Annotated in this window: 17 protein-coding genes; 9 read left to right on the top strand and 8 right to left on the bottom strand. The window is 65.3% G+C overall.

Annotation, left to right across the window (positions count from 1 at the left end):
- Positions 1-70 precede the first annotated feature (70 nt).
- The 4 genes from ftsE (at position 71) to JEY66_RS05325 (ending at position 3,347) form a co-directional block, all read left to right on the top strand.
- Entirely contained in the window at positions 71-730 is a 660-nt protein-coding gene (ftsE, locus tag JEY66_RS05310; RefSeq protein WP_016845305.1) for a cell division ATP-binding protein FtsE, read from the top strand.
- Positions 723-1,694 (top strand): cell division protein FtsX, encoded by a 972-nt coding sequence (locus tag JEY66_RS05315; RefSeq protein ID WP_016845306.1) that lies wholly within the window; start codon positions 723-725, stop codon positions 1,692-1,694. Before ftsE ends, JEY66_RS05315 begins: the two co-directional genes overlap by 8 nt.
- Positions 1,695-1,858: 164 nt before the next feature.
- Positions 1,859-2,572 carry a YdcF family protein gene (locus JEY66_RS05320; protein WP_018268951.1) on the top strand — a complete coding sequence of 238 codons (714 nt, stop codon included), beginning with the start codon at positions 1,859-1,861 and terminating at the stop codon, positions 2,570-2,572.
- 13 nt (positions 2,573-2,585) lie between these two features.
- On the top strand, positions 2,586-3,347 hold the full coding sequence (locus JEY66_RS05325; RefSeq protein WP_016845308.1) for a lysophospholipid acyltransferase family protein: 762 nt from the start codon (positions 2,586-2,588) through the stop codon (positions 3,345-3,347).
- 42 nt (positions 3,348-3,389) lie between these two features.
- Here JEY66_RS05325 and JEY66_RS05330 read toward each other — a convergent pair whose 3' ends face one another.
- The 4 genes from JEY66_RS05330 to JEY66_RS05345 form a co-directional block, all read right to left on the bottom strand.
- Positions 3,390-4,613 carry an ABC transporter substrate-binding protein gene (locus JEY66_RS05330; protein WP_016845309.1) on the bottom strand — a complete coding sequence of 408 codons (1,224 nt, stop codon included), beginning with the start codon at positions 4,611-4,613 and terminating at the stop codon, positions 3,390-3,392.
- A 162-nt stretch (positions 4,614-4,775) separates the two neighbouring features.
- Positions 4,776-6,257 (bottom strand): aldehyde dehydrogenase, encoded by a 1,482-nt coding sequence (locus JEY66_RS05335; RefSeq protein WP_016845310.1) that lies wholly within the window; start codon positions 6,255-6,257, stop codon positions 4,776-4,778.
- Between the two features lie 107 nt (positions 6,258-6,364).
- On the bottom strand, positions 6,365-6,835 hold the full coding sequence (locus JEY66_RS05340; protein WP_016845311.1) for a peroxiredoxin family protein: 471 nt from the start codon (positions 6,833-6,835) through the stop codon (positions 6,365-6,367).
- A gap of 188 nt (positions 6,836-7,023) precedes the next feature.
- Positions 7,024-7,905 (bottom strand): LysR family transcriptional regulator, encoded by an 882-nt coding sequence (locus JEY66_RS05345; protein WP_026191880.1) that lies wholly within the window; start codon positions 7,903-7,905, stop codon positions 7,024-7,026.
- Between the two features lie 128 nt (positions 7,906-8,033).
- Here JEY66_RS05345 and JEY66_RS05350 point away from each other — a divergent pair, with 128 nt between their 5' ends.
- Positions 8,034-8,687 (top strand): hydrolase, encoded by a 654-nt coding sequence (locus tag JEY66_RS05350; RefSeq protein WP_026191879.1) that lies wholly within the window; start codon positions 8,034-8,036, stop codon positions 8,685-8,687.
- 137 nt (positions 8,688-8,824) lie between these two features.
- Here the strand turns inward: JEY66_RS05350 and JEY66_RS05355 are convergent, their stop codons facing one another.
- Together JEY66_RS05355 and JEY66_RS05360 are read right to left on the bottom strand one after the other, a co-directional pair.
- Positions 8,825-12,118 (bottom strand): efflux RND transporter permease subunit, encoded by a 3,294-nt coding sequence (locus JEY66_RS05355; protein WP_018268948.1) that lies wholly within the window; start codon positions 12,116-12,118, stop codon positions 8,825-8,827.
- 118 nt (positions 12,119-12,236) lie between these two features.
- The gene (locus JEY66_RS05360) at positions 12,237-12,833 is read right to left on the bottom strand and encodes a gamma-glutamylcyclotransferase (RefSeq protein WP_018268947.1); all 597 of its coding nucleotides are present in this window, start codon (positions 12,831-12,833) and stop codon (positions 12,237-12,239) included.
- Positions 12,834-12,997: 164 nt separating this feature from the next.
- On the opposite strand from JEY66_RS05360, the gene JEY66_RS05365 reads away from it, so the two are divergent.
- Entirely contained in the window at positions 12,998-14,185 is a 1,188-nt protein-coding gene (locus tag JEY66_RS05365) for a DUF2125 domain-containing protein (RefSeq protein ID WP_016847612.1), read from the top strand.
- A gap of 41 nt (positions 14,186-14,226) precedes the next feature.
- On the opposite strand, the gene JEY66_RS05370 is transcribed toward JEY66_RS05365, so the two are convergent.
- On the bottom strand, positions 14,227-14,673 hold the full coding sequence (locus JEY66_RS05370; protein WP_016847611.1) for an antibiotic biosynthesis monooxygenase family protein: 447 nt from the start codon (positions 14,671-14,673) through the stop codon (positions 14,227-14,229).
- A 125-nt stretch (positions 14,674-14,798) separates the two neighbouring features.
- Between JEY66_RS05370 and JEY66_RS05375 the strand changes: the two genes are divergently transcribed.
- The 3 genes from JEY66_RS05375 to JEY66_RS05385 all read left to right on the top strand — a co-directional run bounded on the left by JEY66_RS05375 (position 14,799) and on the right by JEY66_RS05385 (position 18,175).
- Positions 14,799-16,367 (top strand): hypothetical protein, encoded by a 1,569-nt coding sequence (locus JEY66_RS05375; protein ID WP_244620869.1) that lies wholly within the window; start codon positions 14,799-14,801, stop codon positions 16,365-16,367.
- A gap of 212 nt (positions 16,368-16,579) precedes the next feature.
- On the top strand, positions 16,580-17,080 hold the full coding sequence (locus JEY66_RS05380) for a hypothetical protein (RefSeq protein WP_016847609.1): 501 nt from the start codon (positions 16,580-16,582) through the stop codon (positions 17,078-17,080).
- A 105-nt stretch (positions 17,081-17,185) separates the two neighbouring features.
- The gene (locus JEY66_RS05385) at positions 17,186-18,175 is read left to right on the top strand and encodes a Bug family tripartite tricarboxylate transporter substrate binding protein (RefSeq protein ID WP_016847608.1); all 990 of its coding nucleotides are present in this window, start codon (positions 17,186-17,188) and stop codon (positions 18,173-18,175) included.
- A 35-nt stretch (positions 18,176-18,210) separates the two neighbouring features.
- Here the strand turns inward: JEY66_RS05385 and JEY66_RS05390 are convergent, their stop codons facing one another.
- Positions 18,211-19,062, bottom strand: a complete 852-nt coding sequence (locus tag JEY66_RS05390; protein WP_125459171.1) for an SH3 domain-containing protein — start codon at positions 19,060-19,062, stop codon at positions 18,211-18,213.
- Between the last annotated feature and the right edge of the window lie 124 nt (positions 19,063-19,186).

Raw genomic sequence — 19,186 nt, forward strand, 5'->3', positions numbered from 1 at the left:
GGGGTTCGGGCCGTCTTCGCCGTCGGTGTGGGGTATTGGGCCATCGGCCCTCTCGAACGGAGCTAGCGCATTGGTTCGGTTCGAAAATGTCGGTCTGCGCTACGGGCTCGGCCCGGAGATTTTGCGCGACCTCTCGTTCATGATCCCGGCGCACTCGTTCCAGTTCCTCACCGGGCCGTCGGGCGCGGGCAAGACCTCGCTGCTGCGGCTCCTGTTCCTGTCGTTGCGGCCGACCCGCGGGCTGGTCAATCTGTTCGGCAAGGACGTCTCGCTGCTGAGCAAGGATCAGGTCGCCGACCTGCGCAAGCGGATCGGCATCGTGCTGCAGGATTTTCGCCTGCTCGATCACATGACCACCTATGAGAATGTCGCGCTGCCGTTCCGCGTGATGGGCCGCGAGGAATCGAGCTATCGCCGCGAGGTGATCGATCTCTTGAAATGGGTCGGCCTCGGCGAGCGCATGGACGCGCTGCCGCCGATCCTCTCGGGCGGCGAGAAGCAGCGCGCCGCGATCGCGCGCGCGGTGATCTCGCGGCCGCAGTTGCTGTTGGCGGACGAGCCGACCGGCAGCGTCGATCCGACGCTCGGGCGCCGTCTGCTGCGGCTGTTCATCGAGCTGAACAAATCCGGCACCGCGGTCATTATCGCGACCCACGACATCACGCTGATGGATCAATACGAGGCGCGGCGGCTGGTGCTGCATCAGGGACGGCTGCACATCTATGAATAGGAGCGGCGACGAGAAAGTGCCGTTGGTCGATCTCGGGCGCGAACGCCCGCAGGTCCCGGCCACCGCGCGCAACATGTCGCCGATCGTGCCGCGCGCCTCGATCTCGGGCCGTGCGCTGGTCGCGGTCGTCGCGATCATGACCTTCCTCGCCTCGCTGACGACCGGCACCGTGCTGCTGGTCAGCGCGTCGGCCGCCGAATGGCAGTCGGAAGTGTCGAGCGAGATCACCATCCAGGTGCGCCCGTCGCCGGGCCGCGACCTCGATCGCGACGCGCAGGCCGCGGTGGAGGCGATGCGGGCGCAGCCCGGCATTCTAGAGGTCCGTCCGTTCAGCAAGGAAGAATCCGCCAAGCTGCTGGAGCCATGGCTCGGGAGCGGGCTCTCGATCGATGAACTGCCGGTGCCGCGCGTCATCGTGGCGCGGGTGCAGCCCGGCACCACGCTCGATCTTGCCGGCTTACGCGCGCGGGTGACGCAGGCGGCGCCGACCGCAAGCGTCGACGATCACCGCGCCTGGATCGAGCGCATGCGCTCGATGACGGGCGCCACGATGTTCGCCGGCGTCGGCATCCTCATCCTCGTGATCATCGCCACCATCATCTCGGTGTCGTTCGCGACCCGCGGCGCGATGGCCGCCAACCGCCCGATCGTCGAGGTGCTGCATTTCGTCGGCGCCGGCGACAGCTTTATCGCCAACCGCTTCCTGCGGCATTTCCTTCGGCTCGGCCTCGAAGGCGGCCTGATCGGCGGCGGTGCGGCGATGCTGGCGTTCGGCTTCTCCGAGTCGATCGCCAACTGGTTCTCCGGCACGCCGGTGGGCGACCAGTTCGCGGCCCTGCTCGGCACGTTCTCGCTGCGCCCGTCGGGCTATCTGGTGCTGGCGATGCAGGCGGTGCTGATCGCGGCGATCACCGCCTGGGCATCGCGGCGCACCCTGTTTGCCACGCTCGACGACATCGACTGACGGCGCCGCGAAAATTCGAAATCATGGCGCCGCCTCGTGATCGCATTCCGTCGCCCAGGTTTGATTTCGCGCGCATGCACACGGCCCTGGCGGGCGGGAAAACCGGTTTCCACTTTTCCGGATCATGCTTTAAAATCGCCCGGGGGGAAGGATAACCGCATCACATGAGTTTGCAGTCCGACGATACGTCGCCGAATGGCTTTGCTGCGCGCCCGCGCGGCTGGCTGCGCGCCGCCATCGTCGCGCCGCTGGCGCTTGCCTTCGTCGCCGCGGCGGTCGGCTTTGTCGGCTTCCTCTCGCAATTGCGCGGCGTCGAGACCGATCCGCCGCACAATGCCGACGGCATCGTGGTGCTGACCGGCGGCTCGTCGCGGGTGTCGGATGCGATGGAGCTGCTCGCTGCCGGCTACGGCAAGCGCCTGCTGATCTCGGGCGTGCATCCGACCAACGACGCCCACGACATTTCCCGCACGGTTCCGGACAGTCAGGGGCTGATGCGCTGTTGCGTCGATCTCGACCGCTCGGCGGTCAACACCCGCAGCAATGCGGCGGAGACCCGGCGTTGGGCGCGCGAGCGCGGCTTCAAGTCGCTGATCGTGGTGACCTCGAACTACCACATGCCGCGGGCGCTCGTGGAACTGTCACATGCGATGCCCGACGTCACACTGATCCCGTTCGCGGTGGTCGGCGACAAATGGCGCGACGAGCCGTGGTGGACGAGTGGCGGAACGTTCCGTCTCTTGCTATCGGAATACGCCAAATATGTCGCCGCGGAGATGCGGGTGCGGCTGGCCGATCTCGGCCTCGACCTGACCTCCGATCTCGCCGAGCAGCCGGCAACGCCGCCACGCCGCCCGGCTACGGCGCTGGCGAATTAGTACTGGGACTTAGATGATCTTCCTGCGTTCGCTGATCTTCAACGTGCTGTTCTATCTCGTGCTGGTGGTGCTTTGCATCATCGCACTGCCGGCGCTGCTGTTGCCGCGCGGCGCGCTGATGGCGATCGAGGTCGCGTGGGCCAACACCAGCCTGTTCCTGATGCGCGTGATCTGCAACATCAGGATCGAGTTCCGCGGCGTCGATAAGATTCCGAGCGGGCCGCTGATCGTCGCCTCGAAGCACCAGTCGTTCTGGGAGACGTTCGCGCTGGTGCGCTTCTTCGAGCATCCGCTGTTCATCCTGAAGCGCGAGCTGATGATGATCCCGGTGTTCGGCTGGTATCTCAAGAAGGTCGGCATGATCTCGGTCGAGCGTGGCGGTGGTCCGCGTTCGCTGATCAAGACGCTGAAGCGCGCGGCGGCCGAGGTGAAGCTCGGCCGCCAGCTTGTGATCTTCCCCGAGGGTACCCGCACCGCACCCGGTGCGGCGCCGAACTACAAGGCCGGCGTCGCGCAGATTTATGCCGAGAGCGGCGTGCCGTGCCTGCCGATCGCGCTCAATTCCGGGCTGTTCTGGCCGCGCCGCACCTTCATGCGTTATCCCGGCACGCTGGTGGTCGAATTCCTCGATCCGCTGCCGCCGGGATTGCCGCGCGATGAGTTCATGACCCGCCTGCGCGAGGCGATCGAAACCGCCACCACCCGCATCGTCGAGGCCGGCCGCGCCGAGCAGGCGAGATTGTTCGGCGGTGTGCCGAACGCGGCGAAAGGGTAGGCCGCGATGCGGTGAGTTACCGTATCGCGAATGGCGTCGCCATCACTGACCGGCCGCCGCGTCGGTGTTGAAGGTCTCGCCTTGCGGCACCCAGCTCTTGCCGTCGAACGTCGCGATCTGCATCTGGGTGAACGGCGCATAGCGGTCCGGCCGTGTCGAGATGGCGATGCCGGGCAGGAGCAGCGGCGCGACGACCTTGTTGAGATTGGTCGCCTGCTTCAGCAGGTTCTCGCGCGTCAGGTCGTCGCCGCACATCTCGATGATTTTCACCGTCATATAGGCCGAGATGTAGCCGGTGACGTTGCTGCCGTCGGCGATGTCGCCTTGCGGGTACCACTTTGCCAGGAACTCCTTGAACTCCTTCACGTCGGCTGCGTTTTCCCAGCTCGGATCGGTGGGCGTCTTGAACGCGAGCGCGGTCAACAGTCCCTTCGAGGCTTCGATGCCGGCCGGCTCCATCACGCCCTTGATCGATGAGGAGACGCTGACCACGTAATTCAGCGGCTTCCATCCGAGCTCGTAGACCTTGCGGATCGCCTGCGCGCCGAACTTCGGCGTCGCCATCGTGAACAGCGTGTCGGCGCCGGATGCTTTCAGGGAAACGATCTGCGAGTCGACGGTGGGATCGGAGACCTCGTAGGTCACCTCCTTGACGATCATCGTCTTCGCCTTGTCGCCGAGGCCATCCTTCAGCCCCTTGACGTAATCCTTTCCGGCATCGTCGTTCTGGGAGAACACGCCGAGCTTCGCGTCGGGCTTGTTCTTCAACAGGTATTTGGCGAAGATCATACCCTCCATCTGGTAGGGCGGATAGAGCTGGGTGGTCCACGGGAAGTTCTTCGGGTCGTCCCATTTTGCCGCGCCCGTCGAAATGAAGATCTGCGGGACCTTCTTCTGGTTCAGATACTTCTGGATCGCTGAATTGGTCGGCGTGCCAATGGTGCCGATGATGGCCAGCACCTCGTCCTGTTCCACGAGGCGTCGCGTCTGCTCCACGGTCTTCGGCGGCGAATAGGCGTCGTCGAGTGAAATCAGCTTGATCTTTCGGCCGTTCACGCCGCCCTTCGCGTTGATCATCGCGTAGTAGGCTTCTTCCATGCGCCCCTGGGTGCCGTAGGCGGACGCCGGGCCGCTATAGGGCATGGTTTGGCCGATCTTCACTTCGGTATCGGTGACGCCGGGGCCGTATTTCTTGTCGGCGAGGGCAGGCTGGGCGGCGGCGAGCATGAGCGCGCAGAACACTGCGCGCGAGTAACGAAACGTCATGGCGAATCTCCCCAAGTATCGGCCACACTCTTCGGTGTGTGCCGTGGGCACTCATGATCGCTGCTCCGCGCTGCACGTCAAGTGCGGCCGCTTGGCACGCGGGTGCCGCCGTACCTCTGTCCGTCCGGGAAAGGTGAACCAAGCGACGTCAGTGCGGAAAGCTCACCGCATCACGAACGGGTTCGCCGGCACGTCCGTCGCGGTCGAGATCCAGACGCTCTTGGTCTCCTGATATTCGCGGACCGCGTCGATGCCGCTTTCGCGGCCGACGCCGGAGTGCTTCATGCCGCCGAACGGCATCATGTAGCTGATGGCCCGGTAGGTGTTCACCCACACGGTGCCGGCGCGCAGTTGCTTCGGCACGCGGATGGCGCGCGCGAGATCCTTGGTCCAGATGCCGGCGGCAAGGCCGTAGATCGTGTCGTTGGCGATCCGGATGGCGTCCTCCTCGGTGTCGAAGGAGATGATCGACAGCACCGGCCCGAACACCTCCTCGCGCGCGATCCGCATGGTGTTGTCGACGTCGGTGAAGATGGTCGGCTCGACGAACTGGCCGCCCCTGATGCCATCGCCAGTGGCCGGCTTGCCGCCGAGCAGGCAGCGCGCGCCTTCGGCCTTGGCGATATCGATATAGTCGAGCACCTTCTTGTATTGCGCCGGCGTCGTGATCGGGCCGACATTGGTGTCGGACTGCATCGGATCGCCGATCTTCGCGGACTTTGCCAGCTCCAGCACGCGCGCGACGAATTTCTCCTTGATCGAGCTTTGCACCAGAAGGCGCGATCCGGCGATGCAGGTCTGCCCCGTGGCGGCGAAGATGCCGGAGATCGCGCCGGCCGCGGCGGCGGTGAGGTCGGCGTCCTCGAACACGATGTTGGGCGATTTGCCGCCGAGCTCGAGCGAGACGCGCTTCAGGCTCTTGGCCGCGGTCTCGTAGACTTTTGCGCCGGTCGTGTCCGATCCGGTGAAGGTGATCTTGGCGACGCCGGGATGGGCGATCAGCGCGGAGCCCGCCTCGGGACCGAAGCCGGTCACCACATTGAAGATGCCGTCGGGAATTCCGGCTTCCTTGGTCAGCGCGGCGAATTCCAGCGTGCTGGCCGAGGTGAATTCCGACGGCTTGACGACCACGGCGCAACCGGCGGCGAGCGCGGCGGCGCATTTCCAGGCCACGAACAGCAGCGGCGAATTCCAGGCGGTCAGCGCCGCGACCACGCCGACCGGCTCATGCGTCGTGTAGGCGAAGGTGTCCGCCTTGTCGATCGGTACCAGGCCGCCCTCGAGCTTGTCGACGAGCCCGCCGAAATACCACCACCACTCCGGATGGTAGCGCAGCTGGCCGAGCATTTCGGCCATCAGCTTGCCGTTGTCGCGTACCTCGATCTCGGCAAGGCGCTCGGCATTGGCCGCGACGAGGTCGCCGAGCTTGCGCATCGCCTTGCCGCGCGCGGACGCCGTCATCTTCGCCCACGGGCCGTTCCACATCGCCTCGTTGGCGGCTTTCACCGCCTTGTCGGCGTCGGCGGCCGTGCCGCGCGGAATCTTCGCCCAGGCCTCGCCGCGATAGGGATCGATGCTGTCGAACCATTCGCCATTGGCGGAGTCGAGATACTGGCCGTTGATGTAGAGCTGATAGGTTTTCATGACATCCTCCCGCAAGGCGATGGTTCTGGTTGGCGGAACGCTATCACGCATTGCGCGACGCCGTCATAACGCAGTCGCGTGAGCCGGGTTGCAGCCGGGGCGGGCCGCTATCGGCCATGCGGCGCGGCAAGCTCGGCCGCGATGATCGCGCCGAGCGCCATGTCGCTCTGCTGTCCGAAGCCTTGATGCACGATGTTGCCGTCGCGGCCGATCAGGATGCTGGTCGGCGTTCCCTGCATGCCGTAGCGCTGCATGGTGACCGGGATCGGCGTGCCTTCGCCTGCTTCGTCGACGCCGATCGGGAAGGTCAGCCGGTACTCGTGGATGAAGGCTTCCAGCGACACCTCCGTCATCGCCGCGTGGTGCTCGAATACGGTGTGCAGCCCGATCACCTGCAGGTCCGAATGCTTGAACAGCTCGAACGCGCGCTGGGTCTGCGGCGTGCCGTGCGCGACGCAGCCGGGGCACAGCATCTGGAACGCGTGCAGCAGCACCGGCCGGCCGCGCAGTGCGGCCAGGGTCAGCGGTTCGCTGGTGTTGAACCAGCGCGACGCGGCGAGTTCAGGTGCGGGAGTCACAGCTGGGTTCCTTGCGTCTGCCACCTCGCGGCAGGGTGGCAAGATCGGCGCGGGTCTGTCAACGACCGGCGAAGCATGACCCGGAAAAGTGCGAAGCGGATTTCCGGACCGCATGTCCTCTGCGGCCCAAGCCCGCTCGGCATACGTCGTTTCTTTCGTGATCGATGGATCATTCGGACAGGGGCGGCTCACGCAAGGGGCGGCTTCTCTTCGAGACGCTCGATCAACAAGTCAGTGAGGGCTCGTACCTTCCGTGAGGGATGTTGGCCCGGCGGGCGAACGACGTATGCACCTGCCGAAGGTGGTGGATGGCGTGTCATCACCGGAACCAGCGCGCCGGATGCCAAGTATTCATGGATGACGCAATCGGGGAGCCAGGCGACGCCGAGCCCTGCCGCGGCGGCGACGGCGAGGGCTGTGCCGTTGTCGGCCTTGAAGCGCCCCCGCGGATGAACCGTGACGATTTCGTCGCCGTCCATGAGTTGCCAGGTTTCGGTACCCTGCATCAGCGCTTCATGGGCGCTGAGTTCGTCCAGCGTCTCCGGGGCACCGTGCGCCTCGATATAATCCGGGCTCGCGACAAGCTTCCCGTAGATCGGTCCGACGCGTCTCGCGATCAGGTTGGAGTCTGGAAGATAACCAACCCGGATGGCGCAATCAAATCCCTCGGCAATAAGATCGACGAAGCGATCGCTGTAGGCGGTATAGATGTGAAGCTGCGGGTAGCGTCGCGCCATTTCCGCGAGTATGGGGGCGAAGTGGGTGGGTCCGAAAGAAAGCGGCACAGCAATGCGCAAGCGGCCACTTAGGTCTCCGCCAGGCAGGATTGTTTCCTTGGCCGCATCGATTTCGGCGCGGACTCTGGCTGCATGATCTCGAAATGTGTTCCCGGCTTCTGTGAGAGCGGCGCCACGGGTGGTTCTTGCAAGAAGTTGGACGCCTAGTTCCGCCTCAAGCCGGATCAGCCGCCGGCTGACGATCGACTTCGAAACGCCGAGCCGGCGCGCGGCGGCCGAGACGCCACCAGCATCGGCAACTTCGACGAATGCAATCACGTCTTCGATGTCCAACTCAGCGTTCCCCATTTTGCGACACAGCTTGGCACAATAGGGCGCTATCGTATCACAAAGGGGAATGACAAGTGTCCGGGCACGGCGCCGCATGCGGCGCATGTCTCACCACAACAGAGGATGTATTCATGAGCTTTCGTAACGGGCTTGCTTCGCTTCTTCGCCCTGAAGACTCGGTGCTCGTTCTGATCGACCATCAGCCTTACCAGCTTGCGAACGTGAACAGCCACGAACCGCAGATGGTGATCAACAATACGGCGGGCTTGGCGAAGGCCGCCAGGGCCTTCGATGTCCCCACGATCCTGACGAGCGTGGTCGCGGAACGAGGCGGACTGCTCTTCCCCCAGATTACGGATGTGTTTCCCGGCCAGAAGGTGATCGACCGTACGTTCATCAACACCTGGCAGGACCGGAAGGTGGTGGATGCGGTCAAGGCTACCGGCCGCAAGCAGCTTGTCATCGCGGGCCTATGGACCGAGGTGTGTGTCGCGATGCCGGCGATCCAGGCGCTCGGCGAAGGCTGGGACGTGACGGTGGTCACCGATGCGTCGGGCGCCGTGTCGGTCGAGGCGCACGAGGTCGCCATCCAGCGCATGATCGCGGCCGGCGCTAACATGATGACCTGGCTGGCCGTGGCGGCAGAATGGCAGCGCGACTGGGCCCGGACCGAACAGGCCGCCAAACTGACGGAGGTGGTCACGCAGCATGCCGGCGGCAGCGGCATCGCGTTTCTGTGGGAGCAACAGTTGCTCAACACGCCCGTGCCGAGCACCCGAGCCTGATCTCATCGGGAATGACGAGAACCACGCGCGATGCACCGCGAGAGCTGACGTTCGTCGAACCTCGTCATTCCCCTCCCTATGAGAGTCGTCCATGCTACCCCGCACACGCGTTGCGGATTCGTGAGTGCACGGCCTAGTCAGGACGCGCGTGCTGCTGCCCGGCGTGCGCGGCGCGCGGCGCGGCGGCGCTGGGTCCATAGCCGCGCGCGGTCGAGATAGAGATAGACCACCGGCGTCGTGTAGAGCGTCAGGATCTGGCTCAGGATCAGCCCGCCGAAGATCGCGATGCCGAGCGGCTGGCGCAGCTCGCTGCCTTCGCCGAGGCCGATCATCAGCGGCACCGCGCCGAACAAGGCGGCGAGGGTCGTCATCATGATCGGCCGGAACCGCATCAGGCAGGCCTCGTAGATCGCATCGCGCGACGACAGCCCGCGCTGGCGCTCGGCATCGAGCGCGAAGTCGATCATCATGATGGCGTTCTTCTTCACGATGCCGACCAACAGGATCACCCCGATCATGCCGATGATGTCGAAATCGGTGTGCGACAGCATCAAGGCGGCCACCGCGCCGACGCCGGCCGAGGGAAGGGTGGAGAGGATGGTCAGCGGGTGGATGTAGCTCTCGTAGAGCATGCCGAGCGAGATGTAGATCGTCGCCAGCGCGGCGAGGATCAGGAACAGCTCGTTCGCCAGAGCCTGCTGGAAGATTTTCGCGGAGCCCGCAAACCCGCCGGAAATGCCCGCGGGCATGCCGAGCGCGTGCATCGCGTTCTCGATCGTGGTGGTCGCCGTGCTCAGCGAGACGCCCGGCGGCAGGTTGAACGAGATGGTGCTGGAGACCAGGAGATCCTGGTGGTTGACTGAGAGCGGCGTCTCGCCGTGCTCGAAGCGCGCAACGCTCGACAGCGGGATCATGGTCTCCGCGCTGGTGGAGACCGCGGTTCCGGTCGATGCGACGCCCTTGCCGGTGGCGCCGATCGAATTGGTGGCCTGGTTGCGCACCACATTGGCGGCGACCGCGCTGACCGAGCTTTTTTGCGAGGACGAGGCCACCGTGCCGGCCACCGCGTTGGTGCCCTGCGTGCCGCTCGCCGAGCCGCCCGAGGTCGAGATGTAGACCTCCTTCAGGGTCTGCGGGTCCTGCGAGAAGCGCGGCGCGACCTCCATGATCACGTGATACTGGTTGCGCGCGACGAAGATGGTCGAGACCTGGCGCTGCCCGAACGCGTCATAGAGCGTGTTGTCGAGCTGGCTGACCGTGATGCCGAGCCGGGAGGCGGCGTCGCGATCGATGATCAGATTGGCCTGCAGCGCCTTGTTCTGCTGGTCGCTGTTGACGTCGGCGAGCGTCGGCTCCTTCTGCAATGCCGCGACGAGCTTTGGCGTCCACTCGTTCAGCTCCTCGAAGGTCGAGCCCTTCAGCGTGTACTGATACGCCGCGTTGCCCGAGCGCCCGCCGGCGCCGAGGTCGCCGATCGATTGCAGGAACAGGGTGGCGCCCGCGACGCTCGCCAACGGTTCGCGCAGCCGCTCGATCACCTTGTCGGCGCGCAGCCGGCGCTCGTCCATCGGCTTCAGCGAGGCGAACACGGTGCCGGTGTTGGTGCCGCCCGGACCCACGCCGCCGCCGCCGGTGAAGCCGACCGCGGTGTCGACCGCCGGATCCGACTTCACGATGTCGATGAACTGGGTCAGCTTCTGCTGCATCAGCTGGAACGAGGTGCTCTGGTCGGCCTGGATCGAGCCGACCAGCAATCCGGTGTCCTGCTGCGGCACGAAGCCCTTGGGCACCACCTTGTAGAGGTGGAAGTTCAAATAGAGCGTCGAGCCGAGGATCAGCATCACCAGGAGCGGATGGCGTAGCGCGAGGCCGAGCGTCGCGCGATAGCCGTTCAGCATCAGCTCGAAGATGCGCTCGCTGATCCGGTAAATCCGGCCATGCGGCCGGCCCTCTTCCTTGCGCAGCAGCACCGCGCACATCATCGGCGTCGTGGTCAGCGAGACCACCAGCGAGATCACGATCGCGATCGTGATGGTCATGGCGAATTCGCGGAACAGGCGGCCGACCAGGCCGCCCATCAAGAGGATCGGCACGAACACCGCGACCAGCGACACGCTCATCGACAGCACGGTGAAGCCGACCTCGCGGGTGCCGACCAGCGTGGCTTCGAGCCGCGACAGTCCGGCGTCCATGTGGCGGGTGATGTTCTCCAGCACCACGATGGCGTCGTCGACCACGAAGCCGGTCGCCACCGTCAGCGCCATCAGCGAGAAGATGTCGAGCGTGTAGCCGAGCAAATACATCACGGCGAAGGTCGCGATCAGCGACACGCCGACCGCCACCACAGGGACCAGCGTCGCCCGCGCATTGCGCAGGAAGGCGAACACCACCAGGATGACCAGCGCCACCGCGATCAACAGCGTGATCTCGACGTCGTGCAGCGAGGCCCGGATCGTCTTCGAGCGGTCCATCGCCAGCGTGACGTCGACCGCGGGCGAGACCGAGGCCTTCAGTTGCGGCATCAGCCCTTTGACGCTGTCGACCATCTTGATGATGTTGGCGCCTGGCTGCCGGTACACGATCATCACGACGGCCGGCTTGCCGTTGGAAAGGCCGAGCGTGCGCACGTTCTCGACGGAATCGATCACGTCGCCGACGTCGGTCAGGCGCACCGCCGCGCCGTTGCGGTAGGCGACGACCAGCGGCCTGTAGTCGGCCGCCTTGCGGGCCTGGTCGTTGGCGTAGATCTGGTAGCTCTGGTTGCCGACGTCGATGCCGCCCTTCGGACTGTGCGCATTGGCGCTCGAGAGCGCGGCGCGGACGTCCTCGAGCCCGATGCCGTATTTGTAGAGCGCCGGCGGGATCAGTTCGACGCGCACCGCCGGCAGCGAGCCGCCGCCGACCGAGACTTCGCCGACGCCCTCGACCTGCGACAGCTTTTGCGCCAGCACGGTGGAGGCGGCGTCATACAGCTCGGCCGGTGTCAGCGTGTCCGAGGTCAAGGTGTAGATCAGGATCGGCGCCGAGGCCGGGTTGAACTTGCGGTAGGTGGGGTTGGCGCGCAGGTTGGTCGGCAGGTCGGCGCGCGCCGCGTTGATCGCCGCCTGCACGTCGCGCGCGGCGCCGTTGATGTCGCGGTCGATGTCGAATTGCAGCGTGATACGGGCGGAGCCGAGCGAAGACACCGACGTCATTTCGGTGACGCTGGCGATCTGGCCGAGATGGCGTTCGAGCGGGCTCGCCACCGTAGAGGCGACGTCGGCCGGGCTGGCGCCTGGCAGCGTCGCCTGCACCATGATGGTCGGGATGTCGACGTCAGGCAGCGGCGACACCGGCAGCTTGAAGAACGCAATGATGCCCGCCACCACGAGGCCAAGCGACAGCAGTGTGGTGCCGACCGGCCGTCGGACAAAGGGGGCGGAGAGGTTCATCGAATTTGCGAGCGCTGTTTGCGGATGAGCTTCTATCCGTCCGCGCCGGGATGCAAAAGCCTAAATGTCACAGGGCGGCGCCATACCGCCGCCGTGATTTGCCGGATGCGCTGCAGCCCTACGCATCCCGGACATCTTGCAGCGGATGGCGAGCCGGATGCGCATCGTGCAGCATTGTCGCCAACTGGTGCAGCTGTGTGTCGCGAAAGCCCTGCTTCTCGATCGAGGCCACGGTCGAGAGCACATAGTCGCGGTTGTTGCCGGAGCGGCCATGGCCCTGCAGCACCAGGCGCTGCTGCTCGGCGAGCGACAGCCGCCCGGCATATTGCACATGGCCGCGATCGACCACATAGGCCAGCGCAGAGACGCGCTCGCGCGCCGCATTCTCCAGCCACACCGAGCGCATCACCTCGCGATAGACGTTGGTGGTCTGCTCGCGTCCGCGCAAATAGGCGATGGTGTCGTGGCGCAGGCGGGCGGCGACGCGGAACGCGATGCCGCGGCAGGCGCCGCCGCGGTCGAGCCCGAGCACCAGGCCTGGCTTCTCCGGCGTGCCGCGGTGGTCGAACGAATAGACGCAGAGCGCGCGATGCTCGCCGATCAGCCGCGCCGGCACCTGTTCCAGGAACTCGAAGCCCGGCTTCCACATCAGCGAGCCATAGCCGAACACCCAGAGGTCGCCGTCGGTTTCGGAATGGGGAGGATTTGCTGACATCGCGCTGATGGGCTAGCAGAACGGGCCGTCGAAGCGAAGCAGATTCCGTGATGTTTCCAAGGCTTGCTCAAGGCTTGCTGAAGGCTCGCTCAAGGGTTGCTCGGGGCTTGTTCAAGGCTCGCGACCGCTTAGATTTTGACAAATTCGCCCGCCAAAGGACCTGCATGTCGGATCAGACCTCCGCCCCCCGCCGCCGCTCGCGCTTCGGCCTTTATGCCGTCCCCGTCGCGGTCCTGATTGCCGCGGTCGCGTGGAGCGCCTTCTGGTTCTTCGCCGCCTCGCAGGTCGGCGTGCAGGCCGATGCCTGGCGCGCGCAGGAGGCGAAGGCCGGCCGGGTCTATGATTGCGGCGATCGTTCGGTGGCGGGTTACCCGTTCCGGTTCGAGGTCCGCTGCACCGATCCGAGCGTGATGCTGGTCTCGCAGACCGCCTCGCCGCAAATGGCGTTCGTGGCGCGGCTCGCCGAGATCCTGGTTGTGGCGCAGGTCTACGATCCCAAGCTCGTGATCGCCGAATTCAAGGGCCCGGCCACGATCGCCGAACGCGGCGCGCAGCCGACGCTGTCCGTGAGCTGGAGCAAGGGACGCAGCAGCGTCGTCGGGCTGCCGGCCGTGCCGCAGCGCGCCTCGCTGGTGTTCGACGATCTCGCCATCGACCGCACCGGCGGTGCCACGCCGGCGCCGCTGGCGCGGGTCAATCACATCGAGCTGCACGGCAGGCAGGTCGACGGCTCGGCGCCGGACAGTCCCGCGATCGAGACCGTGCTGCAGATTGCCGGCGGCACCTTGCAGGACGTGCATCCGCTGCTGGCCCAGCCGTTCAACGCCGACATCCATGCGCGGCTCAACGGCCTGAAGGATTTCTCGCCAAAACCCTGGCCGGATCGCTTCCGCGAGATCCAGGCGGCCGGCGGCAGCGTCGAGATCCAGCAGTCGCGGATCGAACAGGGCGATGTGCTGTCGGTCGCCGCCGGCACGCTGCGCCTCAACGCGCAAGGCCGCATCGAGGGCGAATTGCAGATGACGGTCGCCGGCCTCGAACGCGTCATCCCCGCGCTCGGCATCGACAAGATGCTGGAGGAAGGCGTGCCGCAGTCGACGCTCGATCGCGTCGCGCCGGGCGTGAAGAGCCAGGACCTCAGCAATCTCTTCGGCGCGCTGGATCGCGCCATCCCCGGCCTCGGCAAGGTGATCAAGCAGAACGCCAATGCCGGCATTTCCGCCGGCATCAATTCACTCGGCACCGAGGCCACGCTCGAAGGCAAGAAGGCGCGCAGCTTCCCGCTGCGCTTCGCCGACGGCGCGGTGTTCTTGGGCCCGCTGAAAGTCGCGCAGATCCCGCCGTTGTTCTGAACCACGGCGGATTGCGCTGACGCGAACTCGCCCACGCACTGTCAGGCGTGCTCAAACGGGCCGACCTCGCGGATCACCTTGCAGATCTGCAGGAAGCCGCTGGCATAGAACTCGGCGTGTCCCCGCTTCATGGTTTTGACATGGTCGGGGTGATTGCGCCAGGCTTCGAGCGCCTCCTCCGAAGCAAAGCGAAACAAGGTGAGCTCCTCGCCATCCTCCGCCTTGAATGATTTGACCGACACGAATCCCGGAAGGCGGCTGACAATGTCGTACATGCGTTCGCCCAGCCGGTTGTATTCGTCGAGCGCGGCGTTCTCCCGTAACTTCAAGTCGCCAACGACAATGACTTCACCGATCATGTTGCAGTCCTCCGTCGATCCAATGTCCGAGGCAGGTTGAAAACCATCGCCCGAATACAATTCGAAATCGCGACCGGTGTTGTTACGCCTCCACCCTGAGCGTTGCTCGCGCGCGTTATCGTCGATCACCGCGGTCTATTCCCGCCGTCGCGATGAGAAAAACGTGACCGGAATAATGCGCCCCGGCGCGAATATCACTCCCCGAATACCGCTCTCTCTCGCCTGAGGAAACAACCTCGTGTGGAGGAGAAGCGATGCGAATTCTCGGGGGAATTCTGCTCGGCAGCATGCTGCTGTCGGCGGGTCCGGCGTTGGCGGAGGACGATGCGTCCGAGCTGCGTGCGCTGAAGACACGGCTCAAGCAACTCGAGCAGAAAATGGAGACGCAGGCGCGCAAGGAGGAGGCGCTGGCCGCGAGACAGAACGCAATTCAGAACGCGCAGATGACGGCGAAGGCGCCGGTGCCGTTCGATCCCTGCGCATCGGGCAAGCTCTGCTACAAGGGCGTCACCTTCACCTTCGGCGGCTGGGTCGATCTCACCGGCATCTATCGCAGCCGCAACCTCGCCTCCGATTCGGGCTCGGTCTACAATTTCATCCCGTTCCCGCAGAGCAAGAACTACAACACCGGCGAGTCGCGCTTCACCGCGCGCCAGACCCGCTTCTCGGTGCTCGCCGAAGCCAACGCCACGGAGAACGTTCACGTCGCCGGCTATGGCGAGCTCGATTTCGAGGGCGCTGCGCAGACCGCCAATTCGGTCGCGACCAATTCGTTCAATCCGCGGCTGCGGCAGGCCAGCATCGAGATCGACCGCAGCGATCTCGGCCTGCATGTCCTCGCCGGCCAATCATGGTCGCTGAACACGCCGAGCAAGGCGGGCATCGATCCGCGAGGCGCCGATACGCCGGGCGTGATCGATTTCGAACTGGTGCCGGGCTTCATCGGCGCGCGTCAACCGGGCGTCCGGGCCTGGCAGGATATCGGGCCGGAGTTCAAGCTCGCGGTCTCGGCGGAGAACCCGCAGACATCCTTTTTCGGCGGCAACAACCCGCTGGTCGGCACGCCGGCGGTCGGCCCGCAGGGTGTGCTCAATCCGAACCTGCTGGTCAATCTCACCGGCCCGGGCGGCAGCTTCTTCAACAGCCTGAATAATGTCAGCCTCAACCACGTTCCTGACATCACCGTGAAGGGCGCGTGGGATCCGCGGCTCGGGCCCTACAAGCTGCATGTCGAGGCGTGGGCGCTCTACCGCGACTTCTATGATCGCTTCAACTTCGCCAATCACGACGTCAACACGGTGAGCTTCGGCGGCCATCTCTCGGCCGAGATCGTGCCGAAGCTGCTCGAGGTGCAGGCTTCCGCCTCCTATGGCGCGCTGGGCCGCTTCACCGCAACGCCATTCCCGGATGCAACCGTGCGCCAGGACGGCTCGATCCAGCCGCTGCCGATCACGGCCTTCCTGGTCGGCTCGGTCTGGCACACGACGCCGTCGCTCGATCTCTACGCCTATGCCGGGCTCGAAAAGACCAAGGCGACCTTCTCCAATGTCGGCACGGTGCCGTTCGGCTACGGCAATCCGCTCTACAACAACCTCGGCTGCAACATCGAGAACTCGCCGGCTGCGACCTGTAACGGCAACACTTCGGAGGTGAGGCAGTACACCGCGGGCTTCTACGACACGATCTTCAAGGGCTCCTACGGCACCATCAAGGCCGGCGCGCAATATTCCTACACCCAGCGCTTCGCCTTCCAGGGTGTCGGCGGCGCGCCCAAGACCGACGATCACATCGTCATGACCCAGATCCGCTACTACCCGTTCTAGTCCTCCGTGTCGCAAGACCCTCATGGTGAGGAGCGCGAAGCGCGTCTCGAACCATGAGGCCCGGTCCATGGCCTGCATCCTTCGAGACGCCCGCAAGCGCGGGCTCCTCACGATGAGGGGAAGTCGGTAGTGACCATGATGGCTTCGCGCGCGGTGAACATTGATTCCGATGCGGCCAGAACCGATGTCGCTTCTGGAAAGGGAGGTGTCAGATGAGGATCGTGACCAGACCGAAGCAGAGGGCCGTGATCGCGCGCGAATTGATGGTGGTCAGCCGCGCCGCGCATGTGCTGCAGCGGACCGGGCTGGCGATGGCCGGTGCCATGGCCGGCACTTTCGTCGCCGCCCAGCTTGCCAAGGGCCATGTCGCTGTCTTCGGCACGCTGATCTTCATCGCGACGGCGATCGTGATCGGCGCCGCCGGCTTCTATCTCGGCATCGATATTCCCAAGCCCGCGATGCGCGGCACGGGGCGCATCGACGCCGTCGAGCTCATGAGCGCGGGCGGCATCTTCCTCGCCGCGCTGGCTGCACTGGTGTCGGTCTACGGCATCGTGTTCGACGAGATTCCGCCGCGCGCCTGGGAGTTCGTGATCGGCTCCTGGTGGTTCGGCGGCGGCATCATGCTGGCAACCGCCGGCCTCGTCGGCCGTCAGCGGCCGGTGCAGAAGGCCGCCGCGATGTCGACGGGCCAATCCGGGATCAACGATTGAGGCGGTGAGCACGGTCGCAGACCTGCGGCCCCGCTGCGCCAATCTGTCCCGTAGCTGCGACTGACCGATGCGATACCCTCACCAAGAAATCGGGGAGGGACTTCAATGCCAGCGACATTCAGCCGCCGTCACGTCATCGCTGCCGGAGCTGCCGGTGCCGCGATGCCCTTCCTGTCACGCGGCGCTTCGGCGCAGGCCGCCTGGCCCTCGCGGCAAATCCGCATGATCTGCAGCTATCCGGCCGGCGGGCAGACCGATCTTTTGGCACGCGCCTTCGGCGAATTCATCGCAAGGCAAGTCGGGCAAACCGTCGTCATCGAGAACAAGGCGGGCGCCTCCGGCTCGATCGGCGCCGCCGAGGTGGCGCGCGCCGCGCCTGACGGTCACACCATCCTGTGCTCGATCTCGACCACTTACGTGATGAACCGCGCGATGATGAAGAACCCCGGCTACGACATGGACAAGGATCTGACGCTGGTCAGCGTGATCCCGGGCGCCGGGCTGCTGCTGGTCGCGAGCCCGAAATTGGGGGTCAAGACACTGGCGGAATTCGTCGCCTATGCGCGCAGCAGCGGCAAGGTGAATTTCGGCACCTACAGCGCGGGCTCCGCGCCGCACATGACGATCAACGAGCTCAACAAGCAGTATGGCCTCACCATCGAGCCGATCCACTATCGCGGCGAGGCACCGATGTGGACCGGGCTCGCGGAAGGCACGCTCGATGTCGCGATGGGCAGCTACACCGCCGCGCAAACCGTGCTGCAGAGCAACCGGGGCGTCGTCTTCGGAGTTCACTCGAAGAAGGTCGACGCGATCCCCGAGATCAGGACGCTGCCCGAGCAGGGCGCGACGTCGAAGTTCTTCACCGTGAGCGGCTTCTCGGGCTGGGCGCTGCCGAAGACGACGCCGCAGCCGATCGTCGATCGGCTGTCGGAGATTTGCGTCGCCGCCAATAGCGACCCGAAGGTGAAGGAGGTCCTCGCGACCTTCGTGCTGGAGCCCGCGATCGGCTTCAAGGACAGCAATGCGCTGTATCAGCGCGAATTGCCGGTCTGGATGGAGGCCGCGCAGTCACTCGGCCTGCCGCCGGCCTAACGCGATCCGGAGCTGAAGGACGGCTGCATCGACGGTCACCATTCGTCGTAGAACCACTCCCTTGGGATTCGAGGCCGCGCCCTTGCGTATGGCGGCATAGACGTCCGCTCGGGCTTGCGCACGGCCGGAGCCGGCTGCGCCGGAGGCGGTGACGCCTTCTGCTCGGAAACCTTCGCGAGCGCCCGTTTCATCTCTTCCTGGCTCGCCTTGAGTTCCTCAATGGCTTTGGAGCTCTCGCGGGCCAGCTGTTGCTGGTTCGCCTTTAGTTGTTCGATGTTTCGCTCAACATTTGCAAGGTCGCGTGCGATCGTTTGCAGCAGCTGCGTCTGATCGGGAAGGGCTGTGTTGGCTGTCGGCGCGGCGTCCTGCGGTGGTGCGGTCTGAGGCAATGGCGTCGCTTGGGGCGGAGCGGCGTCTGCCGCGGCGACCTGAACGGCAGGTGGAGCGGGCTGCGCCGGAAGCTGCGGATCATCCGGCGGCAATGCTCGAGTTGAAACGAGCTGCGGCGCCCAACGGGCGACAAGCAGCTTGGCTTCCCCGCCATATGACGATTGCAACGCCAGGCCAGCGACAACGATACATGCTGCCACCGACAAGGCGGTGAGGGCTCGGAATATCGGTCTTCCGGGCGGCGATTGCGAGGCAGGTCCGGAAGAAGCAGGACTCGGCGCGGAAGAAGCAGGGTGAGGTCCGACCGAGGGCGGGTTTGGCTGCGCCGAAGGGCGGGGCGCGGCATCGCGCTCCATTCTTGCGAGCTGTTCACTCAAACGCGTGAGCTCTTCATCGGCGCGCGCAATCTGCCTGTGGGCTTCCGCGAGTCTTTCGTCGGCGCGCGCGCTCAGGCTATCGCTCGATCCAACTGGGTCCGGGGTGGGTGTGGAGTTCATTGACGTATCCCTTTCCGTCCAATGTCACCCAAGAGTACCGACTCGGCTATCCGTCAGGGGCGATCAGCCTCCAGCACTCGCTTCAGTCTTGTCCAAAGAATGGCCGGATGATAGCGCGCCTGAG

Origin of the sequence: Bradyrhizobium elkanii USDA 76 (genome assembly GCF_023278185.1) — a bacterium.
Lineage (GTDB): Bacteria > Pseudomonadota > Alphaproteobacteria > Rhizobiales > Xanthobacteraceae > Bradyrhizobium > Bradyrhizobium elkanii.

Bases quoted from the DNA above. Each gene is read 5' to 3' on its own strand.
- JEY66_RS05315 (WP_016845306.1), top strand. From the start codon at position 723: ATGAATAGGAGCGGCGACGAGAAAGTGCCGTTGGTCGATCTCGGGCGC.
- JEY66_RS05320 (WP_018268951.1), top strand. From the start codon at position 1,859: ATGAGTTTGCAGTCCGACGATACGTCGCCGAATGGCTTTGCTGCGCGC.
- JEY66_RS05325 (WP_016845308.1), top strand. From the start codon at position 2,586: ATGATCTTCCTGCGTTCGCTGATCTTCAACGTGCTGTTCTATCTCGTG.
- JEY66_RS05330 (WP_016845309.1), bottom strand. From the start codon at position 4,613: ATGACGTTTCGTTACTCGCGCGCAGTGTTCTGCGCGCTCATGCTCGCC.
- JEY66_RS05335 (WP_016845310.1), bottom strand. From the start codon at position 6,257: ATGAAAACCTATCAGCTCTACATCAACGGCCAGTATCTCGACTCCGCC.
- JEY66_RS05350 (WP_026191879.1), top strand. From the start codon at position 8,034: ATGAGCTTTCGTAACGGGCTTGCTTCGCTTCTTCGCCCTGAAGACTCG.
- JEY66_RS05355 (WP_018268948.1), bottom strand. From the start codon at position 12,118: ATGAACCTCTCCGCCCCCTTTGTCCGACGGCCGGTCGGCACCACACTG.
- JEY66_RS05360 (WP_018268947.1), bottom strand. From the start codon at position 12,833: ATGTCAGCAAATCCTCCCCATTCCGAAACCGACGGCGACCTCTGGGTG.
- JEY66_RS05365 (WP_016847612.1), top strand. From the start codon at position 12,998: ATGTCGGATCAGACCTCCGCCCCCCGCCGCCGCTCGCGCTTCGGCCTT.
- JEY66_RS05375 (WP_244620869.1), top strand. From the start codon at position 14,799: ATGCGAATTCTCGGGGGAATTCTGCTCGGCAGCATGCTGCTGTCGGCG.
- JEY66_RS05380 (WP_016847609.1), top strand. From the start codon at position 16,580: ATGAGGATCGTGACCAGACCGAAGCAGAGGGCCGTGATCGCGCGCGAA.
- JEY66_RS05385 (WP_016847608.1), top strand. From the start codon at position 17,186: ATGCCAGCGACATTCAGCCGCCGTCACGTCATCGCTGCCGGAGCTGCC.
- JEY66_RS05390 (WP_125459171.1), bottom strand. From the start codon at position 19,062: ATGAACTCCACACCCACCCCGGACCCAGTTGGATCGAGCGATAGCCTG.